Here is a 13,438-nt window from a genome sequence, read left to right as displayed (position 1 = left end):
CTTACGCGTCCTTCTGCTTGGTGCCGAAGATCTTGTCACCGGCGTCGCCAAGCCCAGGAATGATGTAACCGTGCTCGTTCAGACGTTCGTCGATGGACGCGGTGTAGATGGTCACGTCCGGGTGCGCCTTTTCTACGGCGGCAATGCCTTCCGGCGCGGCCACCAGGACCATGGCGCGGATGTCGCGGCAACCGGCCTTTTTCAACAGGTCGATGGTCGCGACCATGGAACTGCCGGTGGCGAGCATCGGGTCGATGATCATGGCCAGGCGTTCGTCGATTTCCGGAACCAGTTTTTCCAGATACGTGTGGGCTTGCAGGGTTTCTTCGTTGCGGGCAACGCCCACAGCGGACACCTTGGCACCCGGGATCAGGCTCAGCACGCCTTCGAGCATGCCGATACCGGCGCGCAGGATCGGCACGACAGTGATCTTCTTGCCGGCGATCTTCTCCACCGACACGGTGCCGCACCAGCCGGCAATGTCGTAGGATTCGAGCGGCAAATCTTTGGTGGCTTCATAGGTCAACAGGGCGCCGACTTCCTGAGCGAGCTCGCGGAAATTCTTGGTGCTGATGTCAGCGCGGCGCATCAGGCCGAGTTTATGACGGATCAGCGGATGGCGGATCTCGAGGATGGGCATGGGAAAGGCTCCGGCGGCGGGCAAAAAAACCGGCCTAGATTAATCTATCCGACAGTGATGTCCTATAGGACATTCTGTACGTTAGTCCATAAGAGCTTGATTCGGTCCCGCGAGATGCGTACCTTTGCCCGCTTTTCGCAACCATGCCCCCCACCCGCCAACCCCTGGAGAGCGCCATGTCCGCTGATCTCGAGCATATCCGTCAAATCATGCGAGAGGCTGACTGCCTGTACACCGAGTCTGAAGTCGAGGCGGCCATCGCCCGCGTCGGTGCACAAATCAACGAACAACTGGCCGACAGCAACCCGGTGGTCTTCTGCGTGATGAACGGCGGCCTGATCTTCTCCGGCAAACTGCTGACGCATCTGCAGTTCCCGCTGGAAGCGTCCTACCTGCACGCGACCCGCTATCGCAACGAAACCAGCGGCGGCGACCTGTTCTGGAAAGCCAAGCCGGAAGTCTCGTTCATCGACCGCGACGTGCTGATCATCGACGACATCCTCGATGAAGGTCACACCCTGGGCGCGATCATCGATTTCTGCAAACACGCCGGCGCGCGCAAAGTGCACACCGCCGTGCTGATCGACAAGGACCACGACCGCAAGGCGCGCCCTGACCTGAAAGCCGATTTCGTCGGCCTGCCGTGCATCGACCGCTACATCTTCGGCTACGGCATGGACTACAAGGGCTACTGGCGCAACGCCAACGGGATCTACGCCGTTAAAGGCATGTAATCCTCTGCACCATCCCCCTGTAGGAGTGAGCCTGCTCGCGATAGCGTCATACCAGCCAACATCTACGTTGCTGACAGACCGCTATCGCGAGCAGGCGAAGGCCTACATTTGTTTGTGTGATACCCATGCTAGAGTGCTCGGCCCGCCCCCCGGAGCCTGTCATGCGCCTCTTGACCCGCAGCCTCGCCGCCCTCTTTCTGACTCTCAGCCTGCCGCTGGCCGCCGCGCCCATGCACAGTCAATTCCTGCCGCCGGACGACCTGACCCTGCGCGACGCCGAACCCGAGCAGCAGCAACTGATGCAGGTCAGCGAATATTCGGTGGTGGTCGGTGCGCAGCGCCAGTCCAATCAGCAGCCGATCCCGGTCACTTCGTCGTTGTTGATTCGCCTCAAGGGCAAGTCGCTGAATAAAGGCGCGACCATCAATCAGGTGCTGGTGAGTTTCGATGGCGAAAGCAAGAGCCTGAAAAAGCCGCTGTACGACGACAAAAGCAAAACCCTGACGCTGTTTTACCCGCTTGCCCAATACCGCGTGGTGATTGATCTGTTGCGCAACGACACGGTGTATGTGCAGTTCCTCAGTTACGCCAACGGCCATATCTGGGCCGATTTGCACACCGGCGCGGTGCGAGCGCGTTGAGCCGGGCGGCCGGGCAGGGGTAAACTGCCGGCCCCGTATGATGTCTGCGAGCTGGAGTCGGCAATGCGTAAAGATAAGAAACAAGTGATTGGTGACGAGATCGGCGATGAGCAGATCAAGCTGTTCCTCGATTTTGAACCGGTCGACGCCACTTCGCCGTCGCTGCACAAACTGATCAAGGCTTACCGTGGTCTGCGCATCGATGATTTCGAGCGTTTTCTGGGCTTCTTCGTCGCCGCTGGTTATGACTTGGATGGCAAAGATGAGCAGGGCCAGACTTTCGTTGACCAGATCAAAGATCAGCGTAATGCCGCCGAGTACATCGAGTTGATCGACAAGGCCCGCAGTTGAGGTGTCCGCGATACCTGTGGCGAGGGGATTTAGCGAAACGTCGCACCGCCCCGTTGGGCGGCGAAGCGGCCCTGAAACCTGAATGCAGGGTGTGTCAGGCACACCGCAACTAATTTGCGACTGCTGCGCAGCCGAGCGGGGATAAATCCCCTCGCCACAAAGGTTGTGTTGTGAGCCAGCAGTATTGGTTGCTACCTGAGCATAAAAAAACGCCCCGCACTCAATGAGTACGGGGCGTTTTTCATGCGGCGCGATCAAGCGAAGCTTGGTGTCTCGCTGCTTTCTTCAACCAGTTCCAGCGCGATGTTGTTCTGCGTGTTGATCTTGCGATACAGCGCAGCATCGGTTTCCAGCACCTTTTCACGGGCCGGGAAGATTTCCGCCAGTTTGGCCGCCCACTCGCCGGACGCCTTGGCCGGGAAGCACTTCTCGATCAGTTCGAGCATGATCGAAACCGTCACCGAGGCACCTGGGGATGCGCCGAGCAGTGCGGCGAGGGAGCCGTCTTTCGCGGCAACCAGTTCGGTACCGAACTGCAGGATGCCACCCTTTTTCGGATCTTTCTTGATGATCTGTACCCGCTGGCCGGCCACTTCCAGGCGCCAGTCTTCGGCTTTCGCCTGCGGGTAGAAACGGCGCAGGGATTCCAGACGCTGTTCCATCGATTGCATCACTTCGCTGACCAGGTACTTGGTCAGGTCCATGTTGTTTTTCGCCACGGCCAGCATCGGCCCGATGTTGCCCGCGCGCACCGACAGCGGCAGGTCCATGAAGGAGCCGTGCTTGAGGAACTTGGTGGTGAAGCCGGCGTATGGCCCGAACAGCAGGGACTTCTTGCCGTCGACCACGCGGGTGTCCAGGTGCGGCACCGACATCGGTGGCGAACCCACGGCCGCCTGGCTGTAGACCTTGGCCTGGTGCTGCCTGACCACTTCCGGGTTGTCGCAACGCAGCCACTGCCCACTGATCGGGAAGCCGCCGAAGCCTTTGCTTTCTTCGATGCCCGAGGCCTGCAGCAATGGCAGCGCCGCGCCACCGGCGCCGAGGAAGACGAATTTGGCGTCGACTTCACGGGTGTTGCCGTTGTTGACGTCCTTGATGCTGACGGTCCAGCCGGCGCCGTTGCGCTTGAGGCCGGTAACGCGCTTGCAGTATTTGACCTGGGTGTCCGGGGCGCTGGTCAGGTGCTTGAGCAACTGGTTGGTGAGGGCGCCGAAGTTGACGTCGGTGCCGTTCATCACGCGAGTGGCGGCAAGGACTTCGTCCGGCGAGCGGCCCGGCATCATCAGCGGCATCCACTCGGCCATCTTGCCTTTGTCTTCGGTGTATTCCATGTCGGCAAACGCATGGTGCTTGCTCAACACGTTGAAGCGTTGCTTGAGGAACGACACACCACTGTCACCCTGCACGAAACTCAGGTGCGGGACCGGGCTGATGAAGGATTTGCACGAGCCGAACGTGCCTTTTTTGGTCAGGTAAGACCAGAACTGCTTCGACACCTCGAACTGGGTGTTGATGTGCACGGCTTTCTTGATGTCGACGCTGCCATCGGCCGCCTGCGGCGTGTAGTTCAGCTCGCACAGGCCGGCGTGGCCGGTACCGGCGTTGTTCCACGGGTTGGAACTCTCCGCGGCACCGGAATCCATCAGCTCGACGACTTCCAGCTTGATCGCGGGGTCGAGCTCTTTGAGCAGCACGGCCAGGGTGGCACTCATGATGCCGGCCCCTACCAGAACTACGTCGACTGCTTCGTTATGCGCCATTTAACGCGTCTCCCAAATCTGCAGCACCAAATTGTCGGCATGGCTGCCAGGCGTTCCAGGGCAGGTCAGTGGGCCCGGGCTATCCGTGGTCAGGTTCGCCATGTCCGAATCTTCGCAATTTTTCGCAACTTCGACGGATGCGTGCGGCCTGGTTTCAAGCGTTCAATGAACGCATTTTCGCGCAGGGCTGGCAATTCGACTTATGGTCGAGACATCCGTTTTCGTGCAACCAAATCCGTAGCGGACAGGCTTCAGGCTCCGATGTTCGAGGTATACCCGGTCCTGTGTCGTTGGGCTGTTTCAGACGCTAATGGTGCATGTTCAGACGCAAAACTATTCATTTGCTCGCCACACTCTTGTGAAGTTGTGAAAACCCGTTTTTTTCACGCTCTTTTGAAGACGTGAACCTCAAAAAAGGGCTGCCTTGGCCTGGCACCTGCCCGCAAGGGCAAAACAACGCGGTGGCCGAGCGAATGACAGCTCTGCAGATTCGCGAAAAGCAGGGGTTTTGCCGGAAGAACAGGCAAGCGCGCCAACTTCACTCGATCTGTGTGGGCGGCTCTCTGTGGGCGATTTTGATGTCGATGCAAGCGCATTGACGCTGTTGCGGGGCCCGATCAGGAGACGTCCTTATAATCGGGGGGAGATTGTAGCGAAGAAATGCGCGCAGTTGCTCGTGTTTAATGACTTTTATTAGGTATCCGGTCAGATGCTCAACTGCACCTGGGGCCGTGCGCGCATTTGTCGCGCTACCACCCGGGCGCTGGCGGGCAGCGGCTGGTTCAACCAGGCCAGGCGAATTTCTTCGATTTCCACCCAGCCGTCACCCATCGGTTGCAGGCTGCACTGTTTGAAAGCCTGGCAGTGACCGTTGCGATCGAGCAGGGCGAAGCTGCGGTGCAGCGGGCGTGGCGCGAACAGCGAGATCAGATAACGCATGGCAGAGTTCCTTGAAGGAGGACTGTTTCAAAGCTTGCCGGCGAGCCATGACGTCGCGGTGTATGGATGGTGAAGAATGTATGACAGGAACCGCCTTCGACGGGGTGTGTCAGACATTTCAGTATTCACCGCGTCCCGCTGGTGAGCTGCAGTGGCCCACCGCTATACTGCCGGCCTGTTTGTGCCTGATTCTGGAGAGAAGAGCATGTTGCAACGCCTGTTGTTCGGTTTGATCACTGTCGCCGGTTTGACCCTGGCCGGCTGCGCCCACAGCCCGCAACAACTGAATCCGGAGCCGAAGCTGACCACGCAACTGGCACCGGTCGGTCGCGGCCAGCCTGTGGTCGTGCGTGTCGTCGACGGCCGTCCTTCGCCAACCCTGGGCACCCGTGGCGGTCTGTACCCGGAAACCAGCGCCATCACCGTGCAGCGCGAGCAGATCCTGCCCAAGCTGCAGGCCCAGGCTGAAGCCGCTGTGCGTTTGCTGGGGTTCACCCCGACCAACAACGCGCCGAACGCGCCGCAGTTGACCGTGACCCTGGCCGAGCTGAAATATCAGTCGCCGAAAGAAGGCATGTACGTGACCGAGGCGACCATCGGCGCTACCTTCCGCTCTGACGTGCAAAACGCCAACCGTCGTTACAGTGGCCGTTACGGCGCTTCGCTGGACCAGCGCTTCGGCATGGCGCCGAACCAGGAAACCAACACCAAACTGGTCAGCGATGTATTGAGCGATGCGCTGACGCGTCTGTTCAAGGATCCGACCGTGGGTCAGGTGCTCGCCGAGTAAGTTATCGGCCGCTGTGAAAAAGCCCGGGGCCAGTGATGGTTCCGGGCTTTTTTGTGCCTGCCGATTCTTGATTCACCACCGCCCCCTGTAGGAGTGAGCCTGCTCGCGATGGCGCTCTGTCAGCAACATCAATGCTGGCTGACAATACGCTATCGCGAGCAGGCTCACTCCTACAGGGGAACGGTGGTGTGTCAGGCAGCCTGCGAGTAGAAGTCCAGCACGCTCACCCCTGTCAGCAAATCTGTCTCGGGCAAGTCCGCATGCTGATGCCCACCCAGCGCGCAATACACCAGCCAATGGCGATCCTGCACATTGAAGGCAAGGCTGCCGACCAGACTTTGCTGTTCGTCGTAAGGGGTGATGAGGTACAGGCGATCCTGGTTTTCAGCGTGCAGCATGTCGCGTTCCATGTGTGTTTCGAGGCGCGCAGGGTGAAGGATCCACATGACGATGCCGTGACACAGGACAGCCATCGGTCGATTGTCAGGTTATTTATCGCAAAGGCCGGGGCAGGGTGGCCAGGTTTGGGTAGAATTCGCGCCGCGGTCGTCGATCTGGCGCCTGCCACACCGATTTAGATTGAGGTCTGTGATGTCGTTGCACTTGATGACGCTGTTTACCGCCCATCCCGCCAAACTGATCAACCTGCTGGCCTTGCTGCTCGCGTTCCCCGGCAGTTGGCTGCTGCACGCAACCCGTCGCCGTGAGCAACGCGCGCAGGCCAGTCTTGCCGCACAGCGTCAGGCGCAGCCGAATGTCGAGCCGATTCTGGATTGGGCGACATTGCGCATGAACCGGTTTTTCTATCGTTTCGGTTTCGCCTGCCTGGGGCTGGCCCTGATCGTCTCCTGGATCAGCACGCGCTTCTAAAAGAAAAAGCAAACCCGGTGGCGAGGGGATTTATCCCCGTTGGAGTGCGCAGCGCTCCCCAGTTTCTTATCTGAGAAAAACAGGGCCTGCTGCGCAGTCCAGCGGGGATAAATCCCCTCGCCACAGCTGTTGCCTACAGTGGCAACCCGGCCTTGACCCGGTACTGATTACGCACCGGCGTCGCGTATTGCAGCACCAGGTACGGACGATGCTCCTCGGGGCAGGCGTCCAGCCGGTTCTGCCATTCTTCCTGCGCCTTGGCCAGTTCGTCCGCCGGGAACACTTCGGCCGCCTTCGGCACATTCAATTGCGGATCGGCATCGGCCCACTGGGCATACGCCAGGTAATGCACCGGGAACAGCCGGTAGCCGCCGAGAATCTGCTTGTCCATCTCGATCGCCAATTGCTTGGTGTCTTCGAACAGCTCGGTGATCGGCGCAGCGAAGTTCACGTGCACCCGGCCTTTGTAGCCGGTGATGCCCTTGGCAATGCTCACATCATCTTCACCGGGCGCCTTGGTGTAGGTGCCGGTGGTGGCGCGGATATACAACTCGCGGGCCTTGGCCTGGTCGCACGGGTCGTATTCATAGCTGATCGACACCGGCGTGAGGTTCAGCGAACGAATCACTTCACCGAACGGCTCGTCCTTGCGGCTCATGTGGAACATCTTGAGGATCGCCGACTCGGTGCGGTCATCGCCATCCTTCGCCCGGCCTTCGGCCTGAGCGATCCAGATCGAGGCGCAATCGTTGCGGATCGAGTGGTTGATGTAGGCCGAGAGCAGTTGATACGCGGCCATTTTTTCGCGGCGGCCAGTGATCGAACGGTGGACGATAAAGCTCTTGTTCAAGCGCATCAGATCGCTGACAAACGGCTTTTGCAGCAGGTTGTCGCCAATCGCAATGCGTGGCGTCGGCAGGCCCGCGTGGTACACGGCGTAATTGACGAAGGCCGGGTCCATGACGATGTCGCGGTGGTTGGCGATGAACAGATAAGCGCTGCCGGACTTGAATTGCTCGACCCCGGTGTAGGTCACGCCGTCGGTGGCGCGCTCGATGGTGTGGTCGACGTAGAACTCGACTTTGTCCTGTAAGGTAGCCACGGACGTCACGTCGGCAAACTCACGACGCAGCCGATGGGCTATAAGAGGTTTGAGCATCCAGCCGAAGGCACCGGCAAAACGCGGGAAGCGGAAGTGGGTGAGGATATCTAGAAACGCCTTGTCGCCGAGCAGCCTTGCCAGTACCGCAGGTACTTCGCTGTCGTCGTAAGGTCGGATGGCATCGAATTCGCCCATCATGCTCTCTTGTTGGAAACGGCTAGGGTAAGTTAGGGGTTTGATCGAAAACCCGCAGGGCACGGTCTGAAAAAGTAGCCAGACAAAAATAGCCCTGCAAATAGACCGGCGATTATACGCACAAGTCACCTGGGAGACCGCGATGCTGGAAAATGCAGTGTATGAATGTCCGTATTGTGGTGAAGAGGTCGAGACCACGCTGGATCTGTCCGGCGGGGATCAGACGTATATCGAGGACTGTCAGGTGTGCTGCCGACCGATCACGTTTGTTTTGCAGGTGCATGATGAAGAATGGCATCTGGAAGTCTTCAGCGAAAACGAGTGAGGGGCGCTCATGCAGCGAATCTACGAACCGGCCAGCCTGATGGAAGGCGAAATGCTCAAGGGCATGCTCGCCAGCGAAGGCATCGAGGCGCATCTGGTCGGGCAGAATCTGCTAGGCGGCACGGGCGAACTGCCGATTTTTGGCCTGCTCGGCCTGTCCGTCGATAACGATCAGGCCGAATACGCCCGCGAGCTGATCACCGCGTACAATGCCGCGCTGCCGCTGCCCGGCGACGAACCGGAGAGCTTCCCCGGGACGCTGGTCTGTTAGGCTGACGTTCGTTTGATCAAGAGTCGTGTTGCCCCATGTGTGGACGTTATGCCCTGTTTCGCTGGAACCGCGACTTCGCGGCCCTGCCAGGTTTTCCCGCCGATCAGCAGGCGCAGTGGAACATTTCCCCCAATGATTCGGTGTTAATGCTGCGTGCTGCTGAAGACGGCGAGCGCACATTGGCCCGTGCGCGCTGGGGCCTGACGCCGCCGTGGCTGACCGACCTGTCGAAAACCCCCGCCCATGCCCGGGCCGAAACCGTGGCCGAGCAGCCGATGTTTCGTGAGGCGCTGCGCCTGCGTCGCTGCCTGCTGCCGGCCAACGGTTTCTACGAATGGCGCGGCACCCAGCGCAAGCGGCCATACTGGCTGACGCCGGGAGAGGGCTCGTCGCTGTTTTTCGCGGCGATCTGGGAGGCGTATCCGGTGCAGGAACAGGTCTGGCTGAGCACGGCGGTGATCACCCAGCCGGCGGCCAGTCAGCGCCGGCCTTTGATTCTCGATGAGGCCGGGCAGGCGGCATGGCTTGATCCCGAGACGCCGCTGCATGTCTTGCAGGGATTGCTTGCCGGTGAGCCGGCGGCGCTGCGTGAGCGGGTGCTGGCGAATCTGGTGAATGATCCGAAGCTCAATGGGCCGGAGTGTTTGACCCCGGGTTGATGCACTGCCCGCAAGGGCCTTATCGCGAGCAGGCTCACTCCTACATGGGAACGCATTTCAAATGTAGGAGTGAGCCTGCTCGCGATAAGGTTCGAAGAACCTTCCGGCGTCTTTAGACCTTGAACTGATTGATCAACCGCCGCTGCTGCTCGGCCAGCTTGGTCAGACTCGCGCTCGCCGAACTCGACTCATCCGCGCCACCGGCCACTTCGTTCGCCACCTGGCCGATATTGATTACATTGCGGTTGATGTCATCGGCCACCGCGCTTTGTTCCTCGGCCGCACTGGCAATTTGCGTGTTCATGTCGTTGATCACCGACACGGCCTGGGTGATTGTCTCCAGCGCATCGGCCGCTTTCGCCGCGTGTTGCACGCTTTCGTCGGTGCGGTTCTGGCTGTCCTCCATGACCCGCACTACATCGCGGGTGCCTTGTTGCAACTGCTGAATCATCGCCTGGATTTCTTCAGTGGCTTTTTGGGTCTTCTGCGCCAGATTGCGCACTTCATCCGCAACCACGGCAAAACCGCGCCCCTGTTCACCGGCCCGCGCCGCTTCGATCGCGGCGTTCAGTGCCAGCAGGTTGGTCTGTTCAGCAATCCCGCGAATCGCCGTGAGGATCGCGTTGATGTTTTCGCTGTCCTTGGCCAGGGTTTGCACCACATCGACCGCCTTGCCGATTTCCACGGCGAGCACGCCGATCGAGTCAGAGGTGTCGCGAACGATCTGCATGCCCTGGCTGGCGGCCTGATCGGCATGGCTGGCCGCTTGCGCCGCTTGCGTGGCATTGCGCGCCACGTCCTGGGCGGTGGCGGTCATTTCCTGCACCGCTGTCGCCACTTGATCGATCTCGGCCAGTTGTTTTTGCACGCCGATGTTGGTGCGAATCGCGATGTCGGCCGTGTGTTCCGAGGAATCACTGACGCTCTGCACCGAGGTCACCACTTGCGTGATCATCGCCTGCAACTTGGCAAGAAAGGTATTGAAGCCTTTGGCAATCGAGCCCAGTTCATCACTGCGATCGCTGCTCAAGCGGCGGGTCAGATCGCCTTCGCCCTGAGCGATATCGTCGAGCATGGCGACCATCTGCTTGAGGGGCCGCGCGATGCCGTGGCCCACCAGCCAGATCACCAGCAGACCGACAGCTGCGATGACCAAGCCGACCATGGCCATGCCAAAAGTGTCGGACTTGCGTTGGGCATCGAGTTCGGCCTGCAGGTTTTGCAGATCAGCCATGACCGCGTTGAGCGGCAGTTGCAGCATCAGCGTCCAGCGTGCATCGGTCTGGCCGATGCCGAACGGCAGGTACAGCTCGATGCGGCCCTTGTCGGTGTTGACCGAGTAGGTGACTTCGCCACGCTTGAGACTGGTCATGTTGGCGGTCTGTTCGGCATCGAGGATGTCACTGACTTTTTCGCCGAATTTGTTCGAGTCTCTGGTGTAGGCGACGATGCGGCCATTGCCGCCGATCAGCGCCATTTCACCCGCGCCGCTGTAGAGTTTCTGGTTGGCGGCGAGGAGCATGTCCTGAATGAAGTTCACCGACAGGTCAGCGCCGACGATGCCCTGGAAGGCGCCGTTGACCATGATCGGTTCGATAAAAGAGGCGAGCATGACGATCTTGTCGCCGACCTTGTAGGGCGCCGGATCGATCACACAGGGTTTTTTCGTTTCTTTCGAGCACAGGTAGTACTCGCTGGCGCGCACGCCGGTGGACAGGGTTTTCTGATCATCGACATCGGCCAGTTTGTCCACGCCGAGGGTGCCGTCGGTGTTGCGGAACCACCATGGCAGGAAGCGCCCGTTGGCGGGATCGATGCCGACCACGGCGCTGCCGATGTAGGCCGCGTCATTGTGGTCCAGCGCGTTTTTTTCCCAGCCAATGTAGGTACCGAGAATCTTCGGGTTCTTTTCGACGTTTTCCTTGATCAGGCTGATCAGTTGCTCACGGGTGATGCTCAGGCGCGGTTGGCCATCGGCACCCGCCGTGCCGAGCAGGGCATTGACCCGCACCAGGCCACCGGCAATCAGCAACGGCGCTTCGAGTTCGCGCTGGATCTGGCTGACCTGGGTCTGCGCCAGCGAGGTCAGGCGCTGCTCGATGACTTGCTCGAACTGCGCCTGGGTGCGCTGTTGCACCATCTCTTGCGTGCGTGCGCCGGAAAACAGCGCATACAGCACCAGCGCTGCGACTACGCTGAGGACGATGGCGCCGGCCAGGGCGGCTACGGAAAACTGGATCGACTTGAACTTCATGGGAGCTCCGCACGCAAGAGGACAATCTGCGAGGGATTTATCGGCGGTGCCGGCAGGGTCATGAGCGGCGTTGGTCGGAATGAGCGCCGGACGTCGCAAATGGATCGGTACGCGACGCAGTGGTCGTGTCGGGGGCTACGCAGCTTTTCCGGCGGGCATGGCGGGAAACGTCTGAAAGTCGCTGCAACACGTCTGTTGTCTCTGGCGCCGATACCATTACCCGCCTAGGATACGCGACAGGTTTCCAGGGAGCTTTTGAATGAACAAGACATTGGTTGTAAGTGCACTGAGCGCAGCGCTGCTGCTGGCCGGGTGTCAGTCGGTCAACACCACCAGCGGCGGCGCCGTCGGGGTGGAGCGCAAGCAATACATGTTCAGCATGCTGTCCTCGCAAGAGGTCGACCAGATGTACGCGCAGTCCTATCAGAAGACCATCGGCGAGGCGTCGAGCAAAGGCGTGCTGGACAAGAGCAGCCCGGAAGCCAAGCGGGTGCAGGCCATCGCCAATCGTCTGATCGCCCAGGCGCCGAACTTCCGTCCGGATGCGGCGCAATGGCAATGGGAAGTCAATCTGATCAAGAGCGATGAGCTCAACGCCAACTGTGGTCCCGGCGGCAAGATCATTTTCTACACCGGGCTGATCGACAGCCTGAAACTCACCGACGATGAAATCGCCGCCATCATGGGCCATGAAATCGCCCACGCGTTGCGCGAGCACGGGCGTGAAGCGATGTCCAAGGCCTATGGCATCGAGATGGCCAAGCAGGGTGCCGGCGCATTGTTCGGTCTGGGTCAGGACAGCCTGGCGCTGGCCGACACTGTGGCCAACTACGGCATGACCCTGCCCAACAGCCGCGCCAACGAAAACGAAGCCGACCTGATCGGTCTGGAACTGGCCGCTCGCGCTGGCTACAACCCGAACGCGGCGATTACGTTGTGGAACAAGATGAGCAAGGCTTCCGAGGGTTCACCTCCGGAATTCATGAGCACTCACCCGGCTTCCACCAGCCGGATTGCCTCGCTGCAGGCGGCGATTCCGAAGGTCATGCCGCTGTACGAAAAAGCCCCGAAGTCTTAAAAGTCGAAGGACACAACGATTCTTCAGGTTGGGAGGGCTGTTGTGGCGAGGGGATTTATCCCCGATGGGCTGCGAAGCAGCCCCAAAACCTGCAAATGCGCTATGTATGACACTCTGAGGCAGCAGGTTTGGGGGCGCTTCGCGCCCCATCGGGGATAAATCCCCTCGCCACAGGTTTTTGGTGGTTCAGTAGATAGGGTTAAACCCAGCCACTGCTCTGCATCGCCTTGTACACCGCAACAATTGCCAGAATGAAAAACGCCGAAGCCGCGAGGCGCCGGATCAGGGTCAGCGGCAACTTGTCCGCGGCAAAATTACCCGCCAGTACCACCGGCACGTTGGCAATCAGCATGCCCACGGTCGTGCCGATAATCACCAGCCACAGTTCCGGGTATTGCGCGCCGAGCATCACCGTGGCGATCTGGGTCTTGTCACCGATTTCAGCGAGGAAGAAGGCAATCAGCGTGGTCAGGAACGGCCCGAACTTGCGCGCTGTGCTGGCTTCGTCGTCATCCAGTTTGTCCGGGACCAGTGTCCACAGCGCAGTGGCGGCGAAGCTCGCGGCGAGAATCCAGTGCAGCACGGCGTCGGAAAAGAAACTGCCGAACCAGGCTCCTACCGCACCGGCTGCTGCGTGGTTGGCCAGGGTCGCGGCGACAATCCCGGCAATGATCGGCCAGGGTTTGCGAAAGCGAGCGGCGAGAATCAGCGCGAGCAGTTGCGTCTTGTCGCCGATTTCGGCCAAGGCAACGATTGCGGTGGGAACGAGTAACGAGTCCAGCATCAGGGATTTCCTAAGGGGCGGGTCGACACGGCTATGACACGTA

At 60.0% G+C, this 13,438-nt stretch carries 16 protein-coding genes and 1 pseudogene; 9 read left to right on the top strand and 8 right to left on the bottom strand.

Features of this window, described 5'->3' with window-relative positions:
* Position 1 precedes the first annotated feature (1 nt).
* Complete coding sequence (upp, locus tag HU739_RS24305; protein WP_090286199.1) at positions 2 to 640, bottom strand: uracil phosphoribosyltransferase; 639 nt, start codon at positions 638 to 640, stop codon at positions 2 to 4.
* 176 nt (positions 641 to 816) lie between these two features.
* On the opposite strand from upp, the gene HU739_RS24300 reads away from it, so the two are divergent.
* From HU739_RS24300 to HU739_RS24290, 3 genes are all read left to right on the top strand, one after another.
* Entirely contained in the window at positions 817 to 1,374 is a 558-nt protein-coding gene (locus HU739_RS24300; RefSeq protein ID WP_016773231.1) for a hypoxanthine-guanine phosphoribosyltransferase, read from the top strand.
* A gap of 161 nt (positions 1,375 to 1,535) precedes the next feature.
* Positions 1,536 to 2,015 carry a hypothetical protein gene (locus HU739_RS24295; protein WP_186551184.1) on the top strand — a complete coding sequence of 160 codons (480 nt, stop codon included), beginning with the start codon at positions 1,536 to 1,538 and terminating at the stop codon, positions 2,013 to 2,015.
* A 63-nt stretch (positions 2,016 to 2,078) separates the two neighbouring features.
* On the top strand, positions 2,079 to 2,366 hold the full coding sequence (locus HU739_RS24290; RefSeq protein ID WP_186551185.1) for a PA4642 family protein: 288 nt from the start codon (positions 2,079 to 2,081) through the stop codon (positions 2,364 to 2,366).
* A gap of 254 nt (positions 2,367 to 2,620) precedes the next feature.
* Here HU739_RS24290 and mqo read toward each other — a convergent pair whose 3' ends face one another.
* Both mqo and HU739_RS24280 read right to left on the bottom strand, forming a co-directional pair.
* Positions 2,621 to 4,129, bottom strand: coding sequence for a malate dehydrogenase (quinone) (gene mqo / locus HU739_RS24285; protein ID WP_186551186.1), 1,509 nt, complete (start codon positions 4,127 to 4,129; stop codon positions 2,621 to 2,623).
* Between the two features lie 705 nt (positions 4,130 to 4,834).
* Positions 4,835 to 5,068 (bottom strand): hypothetical protein, encoded by a 234-nt coding sequence (locus HU739_RS24280; protein ID WP_186551187.1) that lies wholly within the window; start codon positions 5,066 to 5,068, stop codon positions 4,835 to 4,837.
* 205 nt (positions 5,069 to 5,273) lie between these two features.
* Here HU739_RS24280 and HU739_RS24275 point away from each other — a divergent pair, with 205 nt between their 5' ends.
* Complete coding sequence (locus HU739_RS24275) at positions 5,274 to 5,858, top strand: YajG family lipoprotein (RefSeq protein WP_186551188.1); 585 nt, start codon at positions 5,274 to 5,276, stop codon at positions 5,856 to 5,858.
* A 191-nt stretch (positions 5,859 to 6,049) separates the two neighbouring features.
* Here HU739_RS24275 and HU739_RS24270 read toward each other — a convergent pair whose 3' ends face one another.
* Entirely contained in the window at positions 6,050 to 6,256 is a 207-nt protein-coding gene (locus HU739_RS24270) for a hypothetical protein (RefSeq protein WP_008083982.1), read from the bottom strand.
* Between the two features lie 193 nt (positions 6,257 to 6,449).
* Between HU739_RS24270 and HU739_RS24265 the strand changes: the two genes are divergently transcribed.
* On the top strand, positions 6,450 to 6,728 hold the full coding sequence (locus HU739_RS24265) for a hypothetical protein (RefSeq protein WP_186551189.1): 279 nt from the start codon (positions 6,450 to 6,452) through the stop codon (positions 6,726 to 6,728).
* 133 nt (positions 6,729 to 6,861) lie between these two features.
* On the opposite strand, the gene HU739_RS24260 is transcribed toward HU739_RS24265, so the two are convergent.
* The gene (locus HU739_RS24260) at positions 6,862 to 8,025 is read right to left on the bottom strand and encodes a 1-acyl-sn-glycerol-3-phosphate acyltransferase (protein WP_186551190.1); all 1,164 of its coding nucleotides are present in this window, start codon (positions 8,023 to 8,025) and stop codon (positions 6,862 to 6,864) included.
* 142 nt (positions 8,026 to 8,167) lie between these two features.
* Here HU739_RS24260 and HU739_RS24255 point away from each other — a divergent pair, with 142 nt between their 5' ends.
* The 3 genes from HU739_RS24255 to HU739_RS24245 are packed head-to-tail and all read left to right on the top strand — an operon-like array spanning position 8,168 to position 9,279.
* A complete protein-coding gene (locus HU739_RS24255) occupies positions 8,168 to 8,350 on the top strand; it encodes a CPXCG motif-containing cysteine-rich protein (RefSeq protein ID WP_186551191.1) in 183 nt (60 codons plus the stop codon).
* A 9-nt stretch (positions 8,351 to 8,359) separates the two neighbouring features.
* Positions 8,360 to 8,620: a putative signal transducing protein gene (locus HU739_RS24250; protein WP_186551192.1), complete on the top strand. Its 261-nt coding sequence runs from the start codon at positions 8,360 to 8,362 to the stop codon at positions 8,618 to 8,620.
* A gap of 35 nt (positions 8,621 to 8,655) precedes the next feature.
* Positions 8,656 to 9,279, top strand: a complete 624-nt coding sequence (locus HU739_RS24245; RefSeq protein WP_186551193.1) for an SOS response-associated peptidase — start codon at positions 8,656 to 8,658, stop codon at positions 9,277 to 9,279.
* A 112-nt stretch (positions 9,280 to 9,391) separates the two neighbouring features.
* Here the strand turns inward: HU739_RS24245 and HU739_RS27130 are convergent, their stop codons facing one another.
* Both HU739_RS27130 and HU739_RS27125 read right to left on the bottom strand, forming a co-directional pair.
* On the bottom strand, positions 9,392 to 10,234 hold the full coding sequence (locus tag HU739_RS27130) for a methyl-accepting chemotaxis protein (RefSeq protein ID WP_407681967.1): 843 nt from the start codon (positions 10,232 to 10,234) through the stop codon (positions 9,392 to 9,394).
* A gap of 12 nt (positions 10,235 to 10,246) precedes the next feature.
* Positions 10,247 to 10,444, bottom strand: a pseudogene (locus tag HU739_RS27125) (HAMP domain-containing protein); the annotation flags it as partial.
* Between the two features lie 1,348 nt (positions 10,445 to 11,792).
* Here HU739_RS27125 and HU739_RS24235 point away from each other — a divergent pair.
* Entirely contained in the window at positions 11,793 to 12,611 is an 819-nt protein-coding gene (locus tag HU739_RS24235) for a M48 family metallopeptidase (protein WP_186551195.1), read from the top strand.
* Between the two features lie 199 nt (positions 12,612 to 12,810).
* On the opposite strand, the gene HU739_RS24230 is transcribed toward HU739_RS24235, so the two are convergent.
* On the bottom strand, positions 12,811 to 13,395 hold the full coding sequence (locus HU739_RS24230) for a TMEM165/GDT1 family protein (protein ID WP_186551196.1): 585 nt from the start codon (positions 13,393 to 13,395) through the stop codon (positions 12,811 to 12,813).
* Between the last annotated feature and the right edge of the window lie 43 nt (positions 13,396 to 13,438).

The sequence above is a fragment of the Pseudomonas hamedanensis genome (assembly GCF_014268595.2).
Classification (GTDB): domain Bacteria; phylum Pseudomonadota; class Gammaproteobacteria; order Pseudomonadales; family Pseudomonadaceae; genus Aquipseudomonas; species Aquipseudomonas hamedanensis.
This window is presented reverse-complemented; position numbering and strand designations above follow the sequence as displayed.

Bases quoted from the DNA above. Each gene is read 5' to 3' on its own strand.
- upp (WP_090286199.1), bottom strand. From the start codon at position 640: ATGCCCATCCTCGAGATCCGCCATCCGCTGATCCGTCATAAACTCGGC.
- HU739_RS24300 (WP_016773231.1), top strand. From the start codon at position 817: ATGTCCGCTGATCTCGAGCATATCCGTCAAATCATGCGAGAGGCTGAC.
- HU739_RS24295 (WP_186551184.1), top strand. From the start codon at position 1,536: ATGCGCCTCTTGACCCGCAGCCTCGCCGCCCTCTTTCTGACTCTCAGC.
- HU739_RS24290 (WP_186551185.1), top strand. From the start codon at position 2,079: ATGCGTAAAGATAAGAAACAAGTGATTGGTGACGAGATCGGCGATGAG.
- mqo (WP_186551186.1), bottom strand. From the start codon at position 4,129: ATGGCGCATAACGAAGCAGTCGACGTAGTTCTGGTAGGGGCCGGCATC.
- HU739_RS24280 (WP_186551187.1), bottom strand. From the start codon at position 5,068: ATGCGTTATCTGATCTCGCTGTTCGCGCCACGCCCGCTGCACCGCAGC.
- HU739_RS24275 (WP_186551188.1), top strand. From the start codon at position 5,274: ATGTTGCAACGCCTGTTGTTCGGTTTGATCACTGTCGCCGGTTTGACC.
- HU739_RS24270 (WP_008083982.1), bottom strand. From the start codon at position 6,256: ATGCTGCACGCTGAAAACCAGGATCGCCTGTACCTCATCACCCCTTAC.
- HU739_RS24265 (WP_186551189.1), top strand. From the start codon at position 6,450: ATGTCGTTGCACTTGATGACGCTGTTTACCGCCCATCCCGCCAAACTG.
- HU739_RS24260 (WP_186551190.1), bottom strand. From the start codon at position 8,025: ATGGGCGAATTCGATGCCATCCGACCTTACGACGACAGCGAAGTACCT.
- HU739_RS24255 (WP_186551191.1), top strand. From the start codon at position 8,168: ATGCTGGAAAATGCAGTGTATGAATGTCCGTATTGTGGTGAAGAGGTC.
- HU739_RS24250 (WP_186551192.1), top strand. From the start codon at position 8,360: ATGCAGCGAATCTACGAACCGGCCAGCCTGATGGAAGGCGAAATGCTC.
- HU739_RS24245 (WP_186551193.1), top strand. From the start codon at position 8,656: ATGTGTGGACGTTATGCCCTGTTTCGCTGGAACCGCGACTTCGCGGCC.
- HU739_RS27130 (WP_407681967.1), bottom strand. From the start codon at position 10,234: ATGATCACGCAAGTGGTGACCTCGGTGCAGAGCGTCAGTGATTCCTCG.
- HU739_RS24235 (WP_186551195.1), top strand. From the start codon at position 11,793: ATGAACAAGACATTGGTTGTAAGTGCACTGAGCGCAGCGCTGCTGCTG.
- HU739_RS24230 (WP_186551196.1), bottom strand. From the start codon at position 13,395: ATGCTGGACTCGTTACTCGTTCCCACCGCAATCGTTGCCTTGGCCGAA.